The organism is uncultured Faecalicoccus sp., assembly GCF_944325745.1.
GTDB lineage: Bacteria > Bacillota_I > Bacilli_A > Erysipelotrichales > Erysipelotrichaceae > Faecalicoccus.
In genome coordinates this window covers 1-11,904 of sequence record NZ_CALVBG010000038.1, presented here as the reverse complement: position 1 = coordinate 11,904, position 11,904 = coordinate 1, and the positions used below count along the sequence as shown (strand labels likewise).

The window sequence follows — 11,904 nt, the reverse complement described above, 5'->3', positions numbered from 1 at the left end:
TAATTTTTTAACTGTACCCAGATCCGATAACTGCAGTTCTTTTAATTCCATCTGCAAATCTTTTGAATAGAATGTAGCTCCCGTTAAGATTGCAATATCCTGCAGCATCTCTTTTTGATTATCTCCAAATCCTGGAGCCTTTGTAGCTACAACGTTGAAGGTACCACGCAATTTATTCAATGCCAATGTCGAAGTCACTTCATTTTCATAATCATCGGCAATGATCAATAAAGCGCGGTTGCTTTGAACGATCTGTTCCAATACCGGCAAGATTTCCTGGATCGTCGTGATCTTTTGATCAGTAACCATGACATAAGGATTTTCCATCGTACATTCCATCTTTTCACGATCGCTGACCATATATGGTGAAACATATCCCTTATCATATTGCATACCTTCGCTGATCTCTAATTCATCTTCAAATCCATTGGATTCATCCGTAGAGATCACGCCATCGCGACCTACCTTGTCCATCGCATCCGCAATCAATTTACCAATTTCATCACTTCCGGAAGAGATAGACGCAACATTTTGAATATCATGATTGCTCTCTACTTTTTTGGCATGCTCTAAAATATAAGCAGCAATTGCTTTGCTGGCTTTTTCAATTCCTTCACGCATCAAAACGGGATTCGCTCCACGATCCACTTGTTTCAATCCGTTTTCGATCATACTCTGCGCTAAGATCGTTGCCGTTGTCGTTCCATCCCCAGCTGTATCGTTGGTTTTATTGGCTACCTCATAAACCAATTTTGCACCCATGTTTTCAAATGTATCTTCCAATTCAATTTCTTTGGCAATGCTGACTCCATCATTGGTGATCAGCGGTGAACCATATTCTTTTTCCAAGACGACATTGCGACCCTTAGGACCTAAAGTTACACGAACCGCATTCGCTAACGTATTCACACCCTTTAACATTGCCTCACGGGCATCTTTTGAAAAACGTACTTCTTTTGCCATGATCATTCCTCCTATTCTTCTGATGCGATGATGTCTTCATCTTTGATTACGATAAATTCTTCATCGTCAACTTTCATGTTCGTACCGGCATATTCACGATACAATACCCGATCTCCTACTTTATACTCTGGTTTCTCTACACCAGAACCGATGGCTTTAACAGTGGCCAATTTCGATTTTTCTTTACCGCTGGTCAAAATAATTCCAGAATTTGTTGTTTTTTCTACTTTTTCTTTTTCTAGTAAGACATAGTCATGTAAAGGTTTTAACATGCTCGATTCCTCCTTTTAGCACTCCCTTTATCTATGTGCTAAACATAATTATACTCACTTCTAGCACTTGTGCAATAGGTTTGCTAAAAAAATCGCAGATTCACAAAAAAACTCTCAGGGGTCTTCCCTAAGAGTTCATAGGCTATTCGAGGATCAAACCTTCCGGCATTTCTATATTGAAAATCGATAAGAAGCTTTGGATCTCGTCTGCTACATCGCTTGCTTCCTCAAAGCGAATATTTTGTGCATCCCAAGTCTTAACGGCAATCTGTGTATTAGGGACACCCAAGACCTCTGCCCCTACCGAATCAACAGAGTTGGTCAAAGTTTCTTCATCCGCATCTGCGATATAAGTTTCGACCGCATCAAGAACACGCTGAACCTTATCTTCTTCACCACTTTTTACAAAAAGTGAGGCTTGCGGATAACCGGCATCTTCACTGTCTGTCGTTTCTTGCCATAAAGCCTGCAGATCTTGTAAGATCGTCAAAGTCTTTCCGTTTTCTTTTGCTTTGGCAATGGTAGCTTGAGCCACTGGTTGTGCCAACAATGCAACTTGCGTTTGACTTGTCAATAAAGCTTGCTGTGCTTCAGATACCGAGTTATACCATGTCACATTCAAACCTTCCGGTTCCACAGCATTGAATACAAGGCCTGGCACAGCATTTTGTCCGAAGGCTGCAATCGTTGTCGTTGAAAGATCAACGCCTTCTTCCCCCACAAGATAAAGATTACCCCAGGTCATGACCGCATCCAGCTGATAAGATTCGCTCTGCGCATAGACCTTGGCCCCCAGGTTGGTGGGTGCCAGAATAATATCATAATCGCCATCTTCTTTTGCGAGTTCCGAAGTTAAGATATCCGTTCCGTCTACATATTCGATTGAGACATCTTCCAGGTTTGAAGCCCCCAAAATACTAAGGGCCGGAGCACCTGTAGGACATAGAATGGAAACCGGTTCATCTTTAGCCGTTTCTTCTTGAGAAGCACAGGCAGAAAGGCCAACAGCCATTGCCCCCGCTAAAACGAAGGATCCAATCTTTTTTACTGATTGAATAAGCATTTGTTTTCGACCTCCTCTACAAAGCGTTGTACGGCTTTTGACAATGCGACCGTATTGGATTCTTTCGATCCACTCTTGCGAATTGTAACGGTTTCATTTTCTTGTTCCCCATCTCCGACAACGATTTGATAAGGAACTTTTTTCATCTGCGCTTCACGAACACGATATCCTAATTTCTCATTACGCGCATCTAGTTCAACCCGAAGACCTTTTGATTTTAAGGCATCCGTTACTTTCTGGGCATATTCTAAATGCTTTTCTTGATGAACAGGGATCACTACGATTTGTTCAGGAGACAGCCACAATGGGAAATGACCCGCAAAATGTTCGATCAAAATACCAATAAAGCGTTCGATCGAGCCATAAACTACACGATGCAGCATGATCGGAGTTTGTTTTTTTCCTTCGTGATCGACATAAGTACATTCAAATCGGCTCGGCAAGTTCATATCCAATTGAATCGTACCACACTGCCAAACTCGTCCAAGACTATCTTTGATATGAATATCTAGTTTAGGTCCATAGAAAGCTCCGTCCCCAGGATTGACCTTAAAATCTTTCCCTGCGTGATGACAGGCATTGGCTAGAGCTTTTTCACTTTGTTCCCAGATCTCTAAACTTCCAATGTAGCCTGATTCTGGACGTGTCGACAGTTCGATATCATACGAAAGTCCAAAGACTCCATAAAGTCTGTCGATCAACATCAAAACATTTTTCACTTCATCTTCGATTTGTTCTGGCATAACGAAGATATGCGCATCATCTTGCGTAAAAGTACGAACTCTAAACAAACCATTCAAGGCCCCGCTTGCCTCATGACGATGCACTTGTCCGAGTTCTCCGACTCTTAACGGAAGATCCTTATAAGAATGAAGATCGTTATTGTATACCAATAAAGCGCCTGGACAGTTCATTGGTTTGATCGCAAACTCGCGATCATCGACCATCGTCGTATACATATTTTCTTTATAATGATCCCAATGGCCTGAAGTTTCCCAAAGTTCCCGAGACATGATGATTGGTGTCTTGATAAACTGATAACCTTCTTTGGTATGTTCCTGATACCAGAACTGTTCCAGAATGTTACGCAAGATCATGCCGTTCGGCAAAAAGATCGGCATACCTGGAGCATATTCCGAAACCATGAACAATCCCATTTCTTTACCGAGTTTTTTATGGTCGCGTTTCTTTGCCTCTTCTAGAGCTTCCAGATGCGCTTCCAATTCTTCTTTTGTAGGGAAGCAGATTCCATAAACACGTTGTAACTGTTTATTGTTGGCATCCCCTTTCCAATAAGCACCGGAATGTTTTAAAAGCTTAAAGTTTTTACATTCCTTTACACTCTCTACATGGGGTCCGCGGCAAAGATCGGTAAATTCTCCTTGAGAATAGACTGTGATCGTTCCATCTTCCAAATTGGAGATCAAATCTTCTTTGTAGAGATCGTCTTTAAACATTTCTTCCGCTTCTTTTTTAGAAACTTCGCGACGGACGATACGCTTTCCATCTTTTGCGATTTTCTTCATCTCCTTAGAGATCTTTTCCAAGTCTTCATCGCTCAGTTTGACGTCGCCAAGATCCATGTCGTAATAAAAACCATCTTGGATAACCGGTCCTACCCAAAATTTAGCCTGTGGATAGAGACGCTTAACAGCTTGTGCCATCATGTGGGCACATGAATGATTCAGCTTGACTAAATCTTCGTGTTCTAAAACATTGATCAATTCCATACTTTATCTTTCCTTTCATATAAAAAGCGACAGCCATCTCAAAGGACGTCTGTCGCACGCGGTACCACCTTTGTTCACATACGATGTATGTGCACTTCATTATTCTTTTAACGCAAGATTACGGCACACTTTTTCAAGGGCGATTCAAAGGGAGTAGATCAAGAACTTCTCAGAAAGTTTTCACCAGCCACTTTCCTCTCTTATCAAAGATTACCTCATCCATATCCTTATCACTATCGTTAGCTTGATTATAGGACGATTTAAATAAGAAGTCAAAAGAAACACTTTCTCATTAGAATAAAAACATGGTTCCGATCTGATAGACAACGAAACAAATCCCCCATGCCACCAAAATCTGAAAGATCATGATAATCAGCATATAGCGTATCGAGCCGCTTTCCTTGCGGATCGTGCCTAAAGAAGCGACACATGGCACATATAACAAACAGAACAACAACAAACAATAAGCGTTCAAAGCCGTGAATCCCATGGCCGATAATGCTGTATGCAACGTCTGCATCCCCGCCATCCCGTTGATATTGGAAATTCCAAATAAGACAGCCGTACTGGATACCACAACTTCTTTGGCACTCAAACCAGCCAACAGAGCTACACAGATCTGCCAATAGCCAAGTCCGATCGGTGCCATGACCGGTACGATCGCATTTCCGATCGTAGCCGCAAAACTCGTTGAAATATCGGATGTGTAGCCGCTGAATCCGACGTGCATCAAAACCCAAACAATGATCGATGCGATAAAGATCGTCGTACCGGCTTTGGTCAAGAAATCTTTGACTTTGTCCCAAACATAAATAAAGATCGTGTAAGCGCTTGGCATTTTGTACAAAGGCAGTTCAATCAACAAAGGATTCTCCTCTTTGTTCTTATCTTTCAGATGCAAGACCCAGGCAACGATCAAAGCGACCAGGATCCCTATTATATACATACTGTAGGCCGCCAAAGTAGCATATTCGCCAAAAAACAACCCGCTAAACAAAATATAGACCGGTAATTTGGCACTGCAGGAAAAGAATGGCGTCACCAACATCACGCGATGGCGATCTTTAGGAGATTCTAAAGCACGACTGGCCATCAGAGCAGGAACGGTACATCCGAACCCTAGCACCATAGGAATAAAAGAACGACCGGAAAGTCCTAAATGTTCCATAATATCGTTCATGACATAAGCGACTCGTGCCATATAACCGCTGTCTTCCAAGAACGCTAAAGCCAAAAATAAGATTGCGATATTCGGTAAAAAAGTTAAAATTCCGCCAACACCGCCGATAATTCCGTTGGTCACCAGATCAATCAGCCAATCTGAAACCCGGAAAGCCTCCATGCCGGAAGTACAAATCTGGATCAACCAATCGACAAAAAATTCCACATAGCCTTTTAACATGTCGCCTAATAAAAAAGTCAATCCAAAGACCAACAACATGACCAGCAAGAAAAAGATCAATCCAAAAACAGGATGGGTCACCACTCGATCGATCTTATCCGTCAGTTCATCTTTCGATTTTTTTCCCAGCAAAACCTCACGAATGATTGCCTGGATATAGTCATACTTCTGATTGATGATTCGTGTATCTTCGTCACCATCGATCAATGCAGTTAGATCCAATGGATATTTTTCTTTGATCTCTTTATCATCTTCCAGCAATTTGATCGCAACCCATCTAGGATTGAGAATATGCGGATCTTGACGAACCAGCTCACTTTGAATCTTTGAGATCTTGGCCTCAAGTTTATAATCATATTCCATGGCATAGCGTTTAATGACCTCGCCTTGAATGGCTTGCGGCCTATGATTGACTTGCGAATTTTGGCCTTCTTCCTGATGGCAAGCCGCATGCATCAAAGTATGGATCCCTTGTTTTTTTCTGGCGGTCACAGGGACCACAGGGATTCCCAGCAGTTCTGACAAACGGTGTAGGTCGATCTCCATGCCTCGTTTTTCAATGATATCCATCATATTTAATGCCAATACCATCGGCTTATTCAGTTCAAGAAGCTGTAAAGTCAAATAAAGACTTCTTTCCAAGCTGGAAGCATCCACTACATCAATAATGACATCCACCTGATCACTCAAGATAAATTGGCGGGAAACTTGTTCTTCCATCGTATAAGAAGTCAAAGAATACGTTCCGGGAAGATCGACTAAATGGATCTTCATGTCATGATCTTGAATGGCTCCTTCCATGCGCTCTACAGTCACACCCGGCCAATTGGCAACTTTTAAATTCGCCCCGGTATAAGCATTAAACAACGTCGTTTTTCCACAATTAGGATTTCCAATAAAACAAACCGTTATCTCTCTTGACATGCCGTCACCTCTATTTTATTCGTAATATGACTTCCCAGAGCAAATCGTGTTCCGCGCAAATCGATCACCATCGTTCCATTCCGCTTTTTATGGAGCACTTCTATTTGCGTTCCTGCGATCATCCCCAAAGATTGAAGACGATCCTTTAAATGCTCGCCCAGATCCAGTCTGGAAACCACATATTCGATTCCTATCGTTGCTTCCTTCAGTCGCATAATCACCCTTCTCACTCTATTAATTATATGCATCGAACAAGATTTGACAATCTGAACACACGCAAACTCTTTTTAGAATTCTTGATCTAACTTAAACAAAAATAAAACCTAAGAATCAAAAAGTTCTTAGGTTTATGAACTATTTTTGCATGGCGATGACTTCGACCTCAACCAAAGCCCCTTTAGGGAGTTCTTTGACCGCCACGCAGCTTCGGGCCGGTTTATCTTGAATATATTCGCCATAAACCGCATTAAAGGCTGCAAAATCTTGCATATTCACAATAAAACATGTCGTTTTGATGACATGGGAAAAATCACTTTGACAAGCTTCTAAAACATGACCGAGATTTTCCATGACTTGTTTCGTTTGCGTTTGAATATCCGATCCTTGAAGTTCTCCTGAAGAGGGATCAATTGCGATTTGCCCCGATGTATAAACCATTCCATTTGAAACAACCGCTTGACTATAAGGGCCGATGGCCGCCGGCGCTTGAGGTGTATAAATTTTTTCCATAATGATCTGATCTCCTAAATTAATTTAAATCCTGCTTGTTCCAATCCTTGTCGAACCGCCAGAATATGTTCGAAATTTCGTGTTTCCAGATTGATTCGCAATACACAGTCTGTGATGTTGCTGCCTTCACTGGCTTTTTCGTAATTTACACTGGTTACATTGGCACCATATTTTGCGATGATGGCTGAAACCCCCTGAAGTTGTCCCGGTTTATCTTCCAGCTGGATCACCAATGTATCGCTTCGGCCTGATTTTAATAAACCGCGTTCAATGACTTTCGAAAGGATCGTGACATCGATGTTCCCTCCAGATAAAACACAGACGACATTTTTCCCTTTGACAGGAAGTTTATTAAACATCACTGCAGCAACGGAAACAGCTCCTGCACCTTCGGTAATCAGTTTCTGATTTTCAATCAAGGAAAGGATGGCTCCCGCCACTTCATCATCCGATACTGTCACGATATCATCGACATATTTTTGACACAGATCAAATGTATGGTTTCCCGGCTCTTTTACCTTGATCCCGTCAGCGATCGTATTGACTCTTTCCAATTGAACGATCTCTTCTTCCTTTAAAGATTCAACCATGCTGGCAGCTCCTTCTGCCTGCACGCCATACACCTTGATCTTCGGATTTAAACTCTTGATGGCAAAAGCAATACCGGAAATCAATCCGCCGCCGCCAACAGGAACAACAACGGCATCGGCCTGAGGGAGCTGGCTTAAGATTTCCAAACCAATCGTTCCCTGTCCGGCAATAACATCTTCATCATCAAACGGATGGATAAAGGTATAGCCTTTCTCTTTTTGAAGTTCCAAAGCCTTGTTATAGGCATCATCATAAACACCTGGAACCAAAACCACTTGCGCTCCGTACCCTTTTGTCGCTTCGACCTTTGAAATAGGAGCCCCATCCGGAAGACAGATCACGGAAGGAATCCCGTTTTTGGTTGCCGCAAACGCAACACCTTGTGCATGATTCCCAGCCGAGCAAGCAATCACACCATGTTTCTTTTCTTCTTCGGATAAGGAACTGATCTTATAATAAGCCCCTCTGAGCTTGAAAGATCCCGTATTCTGAAGGTTTTCTGTTTTTAGATACACATTGGCATCCGGATTGATCTTAGGTGCATATAAAACATCCGTTTTCCGCGCTACATCTTTTAAAACATAACTCGCATGGTAAATCTTATCCAGCGTCAGCATCTTTTCACCTCGAATCTTCTTGTGCGCTCAACTGTTCGATCAGCTGTCGAGCTGCACGGGCAGAACGTCCAGCTTTACGCAAGGCAAACTGTTCTGCCTTTAAAGCCAGTGTCTTGTGATCAATATTCAGTCCATATTGTTCCGCTAGACCAAAGACTATTTCTTGATACAGGTCTTTTTTCGGCTTTTCATAATAAACTTTCATCCCGAATCGTTCCGATAAAGAGATCGTTTCCTGCATCGTATCATTGCGGTGGATCTCATCTCCCTCGCGAGCCTGGAAAGTCTCTTTGACAATATGACGGCGATTGCTTGTCGCATAAATGACCGTATTGTTTGAACGAACGGATACACTTCCTTCCAGAACCGCTTTTAAAGCACTAAAATCATCATCGTTTTCTTGGAATGAAAGGTCATCGATAAATAAGATAAACTTCAAAGGATTCTTTGCCAAGAGATCTAACAGCTTAGGAAGAAGATGTAATTCTTTCTTTCCCAACTCGATCAAGCGAAGACCGCGAGCACTAAATTCATTGGCAATCGCCTTTACAGTGGCACTCTTCCCTGTCCCGGCATCCCCATAAAGCAAAACATTGCTTGCCAAACGTCCTTTGAGCAAGATCTCCGTATTGGCAATTACTTGTTGTCTTTGCAGATCATAGCCGATCAAATCTGAAAAACAGATCGGATCTGGATATGCGACCGGTTTCAGCACAAAACCAGGTTCTTGGGTTACCAATTCTAAGCGGAAAGTCGTAAAGCGTGCATAATCTCCAAATCCAAATTGTTCAATATGAGATAACCGATCATAATATTCGGATTCCAAATTGATTGGTTTTGTGATCCATGGTGCTTTAAAACCTTTCATCTTGAAATCATCCGGTTCCATCTGTGAAAGTTCTTGAAGGATACCCAACTCGAAAGAAAGGGCAATTTGAATGGAGCCGGGAATCTCTTTTTTCTCACAGATATTTCGGATCACACAATTTTCCAAAGACATCACTTTATCACAAAGGTACTGTGTCCAATCATCGGTTCCTGTCCTATATAAGGAGCTCACAAAATCAGAATAAGATTCCATATCTTCTTTCAATAAAAGACGATAAAAATTATGAATCACCTTATCCTTTTCCAAAGCTTTAAAGACAGTAAATGATTGTACATCACTTAACACTCGTAGACTCATTTGTTGATAATAGCTCCTTTATCTGCGCTGCTCACCATTTGGGCATAGCGTTTTAAATATCCTTTGACATCTTTCTTCACTTTGATTGGCATCGTTTTCTTACGTTCTTCCAATTCTTCATCGTTCACTTTTAAAGTGATGGAATGATTAGGAATATCAATAGCAATCCTATCATTATTCTTAACATAAGCGATCGTACCTCCCGAAACAGCTTCCGGAGAAATATGACCAATGCTTGCGCCGCGAGTTGCTCCAGAGAATCGACCATCGGTGATCAAAGCCACTTGTTTATCTAATCCCATTCCTGCAATCGCACTGGTCGGTGAAAGCATCTCACGCATACCAGGTCCTCCCGCTGGTCCTTCATAACGAATTACGACCACATCACCCGCTTGAACTTCGTGATTGAAGATACCGGCAATTGCTTCTTCTTCGCTGTCGTATACTTTCGCCGGTCCTTCGTGAACCAACATTTCCGGTGCCACAGCGCTTTGTTTGACGACACATCCATTAGGAGCCAGATTTCCTCTTAAGACGGCGATCCCTCCGGTTTCTGAATAAGGATGATCGATAGGACGGATCACTTCGGGGTTCAGATTAGGGTGACCTTTCAAGTTTTCTTTCAAGGTTTTTCCGGTGCATGTCATCACATCGGTATAGATTAATCCTTTTTTATTCAATTCATTTAAGACCGCATAAACACCACCGGCAGCGTCTAATTCTTCGATATACGTAGGACCTGCAGGTGCCAGATGACAAAGGTTAGGAGTTTTAGCGCTAATTTCATTAGCGATATCCAGATTGATCTGAATTCCGCATTCATTGGCGATGGCAGGCAGATGAAGCATAGAATTGGTGGAACATCCTAATGCCATGTCTGCACACAATGCGTTATGGAAGGCTTTTTCAGTCATGATATCTAACGGACGAATATCTTGTTTCCATAATTCCATGACTTGCATGCCCGCATGTTTTGCCAGTTCGATTCGTTTGGAATAAACTGCCGGAATCGTGCCATTTCCCGGAAGTCCCATCCCGAGCACTTCCGTCAAACAGTTATGAGAATTGGCCGTATACATTCCAGAACAAGAACCGCAAGTCGGACAAGTTTTTAATTCATATTCTGTCAATTTTTCCTCATCGATCTTGCCGGCCTGATAAGCGCCCACAGCCTCAAACATACTGGAAAGTGAAGTTTTATGGCCGTCAATTTTTCCTGCCATCATCGGTCCGCCCGAAACAAAGATCGTCGGCACATTGATTCTGGCGGCTGCCATCAAAAGACCTGGAACATTTTTATCACAGTTGGGGATCATGACTAAGGCATCAAAGGCATGCGCCAAAGCCATCGCTTCCGTAGAATCCGCAATCAGATCGCGAGTTACCAAAGAATATTTCATACCTTGATGGCCCATAGCGATCCCATCACAAACAGCAATAGCCGGAAATACGATCGGTGTTCCTCCTGCCATAGCAACGCCCATTTTTACTGCTTCCGTAATCTTATCCAAATTCATATGGCCGGGGACAATTTCATTATATGAGCTGACGATCCCGACAATCGGTCGATCAATTTCTTCCTGGGTCAAACCCAAAGCATGCAGCAAAGAGCGTTGAGGTGCCTTATCAAACCCTTTTTTCATTGCATCACTCTTCATTGTTTTTCCTCCTCATCCTAAATAAAGCATTAGACAACCCGTAATGGATTGTCTAATCTTTGTGTTAATTGTTGATCAGTTTATCTTCATCCGACCAGCTGTATAAAGCACGGACTTCCGCACCTACTTTTTCACAATCGTGTTCAGCGGCTTTTTTACGCATTGCCTTGAAATGAACCTGATTGCCAGCCTTAGACATATCTAACAAGAAATCTTTAGCGAATGTACCATCTTGAATATCGCTCAAGATCTTTTTCATCGCTTTCTTTGTATCTTCGGTAATGATCTTCGGTCCGGTAATATAATCACCATATTCTGCGGTATTACTGATGGAATAACGCATTCCGGCAAAACCAGATTGATAGATCAGATCCACGATCAATTTCATCTCATGGATACATTCAAAATATGCATTTTTTGGGTCGTATCCAGCTTCACACAAAGTTTCATACCCTGCCTGCATCAAAGCACAAACACCGCCGCAAAGAACAGCTTGTTCTCCAAATAAGTCGGTTTCTGTTTCCGTACGGAATGTTGTCTCTAAGACACCGGCACGACTTCCACCAATACCGGCTGCATAGGCTAAACCAAGATCCCATGCATCTCCCGTCGCATCTTGTTCAACCGCGATCAAACAAGGAACTCCTTTTTCAGCTTCATATTCGCTGCGGACTGTATGCCCTGGACCTTTGGGAGCAATCATGATCACGTTGACATCTTTTGGAGGAACGATGCATCCAAAATGAATATTGAAACCATGAGCAAAGGC

General features: G+C 42.3%; 11 protein-coding genes and 1 other annotated feature. All 11 genes read right to left on the bottom strand.

The window, feature by feature from the left end; translation table 11 throughout:
• Window positions 1-963: chaperonin GroEL (gene groEL, locus Q0J48_RS04900; RefSeq protein WP_296242178.1), on the bottom strand; the 963-nt coding region annotated here is incomplete at its 3' end.
• An 11-nt stretch (window positions 964-974) separates the two neighbouring features.
• A complete protein-coding gene (locus Q0J48_RS04895; RefSeq protein WP_296242176.1) occupies window positions 975-1,235 on the bottom strand; it encodes a co-chaperone GroES in 261 nt (86 codons plus the stop codon).
• Window positions 1,236-1,377: 142 nt separating this feature from the next.
• Window positions 1,378-2,298 carry a hypothetical protein gene (locus Q0J48_RS04890; protein ID WP_296242174.1) on the bottom strand — a complete coding sequence of 307 codons (921 nt, stop codon included), beginning with the start codon at window positions 2,296-2,298 and terminating at the stop codon, window positions 1,378-1,380.
• Window positions 2,280-4,028 carry a threonine--tRNA ligase gene (gene thrS / locus Q0J48_RS04885; protein ID WP_296242172.1) on the bottom strand — a complete coding sequence of 583 codons (1,749 nt, stop codon included), beginning with the start codon at window positions 4,026-4,028 and terminating at the stop codon, window positions 2,280-2,282. The genes Q0J48_RS04890 and thrS overlap by 19 nt, the downstream gene beginning before the upstream one ends.
• 38 nt (window positions 4,029-4,066) lie before the next feature.
• Window positions 4,067-4,271: a binding site (T-box leader), on the bottom strand.
• Window positions 4,272-4,320: 49 nt separating this feature from the next.
• Window positions 4,321-6,354, bottom strand: coding sequence for a ferrous iron transport protein B (gene feoB, locus Q0J48_RS04880; RefSeq protein WP_296242170.1), 2,034 nt, complete (start codon window positions 6,352-6,354; stop codon window positions 4,321-4,323).
• Window positions 6,339-6,569: a FeoA family protein gene (locus Q0J48_RS04875; RefSeq protein ID WP_296242168.1), complete on the bottom strand. Its 231-nt coding sequence runs from the start codon at window positions 6,567-6,569 to the stop codon at window positions 6,339-6,341. Before Q0J48_RS04875 ends, feoB begins: the two co-directional genes overlap by 16 nt.
• A gap of 139 nt (window positions 6,570-6,708) precedes the next feature.
• Window positions 6,709-7,083, bottom strand: a complete 375-nt coding sequence (locus Q0J48_RS04870; RefSeq protein WP_296242166.1) for a RidA family protein — start codon at window positions 7,081-7,083, stop codon at window positions 6,709-6,711.
• A gap of 14 nt (window positions 7,084-7,097) precedes the next feature.
• Window positions 7,098-8,291 carry a threonine ammonia-lyase gene (ilvA, locus tag Q0J48_RS04865; protein WP_296242165.1) on the bottom strand — a complete coding sequence of 398 codons (1,194 nt, stop codon included), beginning with the start codon at window positions 8,289-8,291 and terminating at the stop codon, window positions 7,098-7,100.
• Window positions 8,292-8,295: 4 nt separating this feature from the next.
• Window positions 8,296-9,477: an ATP-binding protein gene (locus tag Q0J48_RS04860; RefSeq protein WP_296242164.1), complete on the bottom strand. Its 1,182-nt coding sequence runs from the start codon at window positions 9,475-9,477 to the stop codon at window positions 8,296-8,298.
• Window positions 9,474-11,135, bottom strand: coding sequence for a dihydroxy-acid dehydratase (gene ilvD / locus Q0J48_RS04855; RefSeq protein WP_296242161.1), 1,662 nt, complete (start codon window positions 11,133-11,135; stop codon window positions 9,474-9,476). The genes Q0J48_RS04860 and ilvD overlap by 4 nt, the downstream gene beginning before the upstream one ends.
• 64 nt (window positions 11,136-11,199) lie before the next feature.
• Window positions 11,200-11,904, bottom strand: a 705-nt coding sequence (gene ilvC, locus Q0J48_RS04850; RefSeq protein WP_296242159.1) for a ketol-acid reductoisomerase, incomplete at its 5' end; no start/stop codon positions are given.

Bases quoted from the DNA above. Each gene is read 5' to 3' on its own strand.
- Q0J48_RS04895 (WP_296242176.1), bottom strand. From the start codon at position 1,235: ATGTTAAAACCTTTACATGACTATGTCTTACTAGAAAAAGAAAAAGTA.
- Q0J48_RS04890 (WP_296242174.1), bottom strand. From the start codon at position 2,298: ATGCTTATTCAATCAGTAAAAAAGATTGGATCCTTCGTTTTAGCGGGG.
- thrS (WP_296242172.1), bottom strand. From the start codon at position 4,028: ATGGAATTGATCAATGTTTTAGAACACGAAGATTTAGTCAAGCTGAAT.
- feoB (WP_296242170.1), bottom strand. From the start codon at position 6,354: ATGTCAAGAGAGATAACGGTTTGTTTTATTGGAAATCCTAATTGTGGA.
- Q0J48_RS04875 (WP_296242168.1), bottom strand. From the start codon at position 6,569: ATGCGACTGAAGGAAGCAACGATAGGAATCGAATATGTGGTTTCCAGA.
- Q0J48_RS04870 (WP_296242166.1), bottom strand. From the start codon at position 7,083: ATGGAAAAAATTTATACACCTCAAGCGCCGGCGGCCATCGGCCCTTAT.
- ilvA (WP_296242165.1), bottom strand. From the start codon at position 8,291: ATGCTGACGCTGGATAAGATTTACCATGCGAGTTATGTTTTAAAAGAT.
- Q0J48_RS04860 (WP_296242164.1), bottom strand. From the start codon at position 9,477: ATGAGTCTACGAGTGTTAAGTGATGTACAATCATTTACTGTCTTTAAA.
- ilvD (WP_296242161.1), bottom strand. From the start codon at position 11,135: ATGAAGAGTGATGCAATGAAAAAAGGGTTTGATAAGGCACCTCAACGC.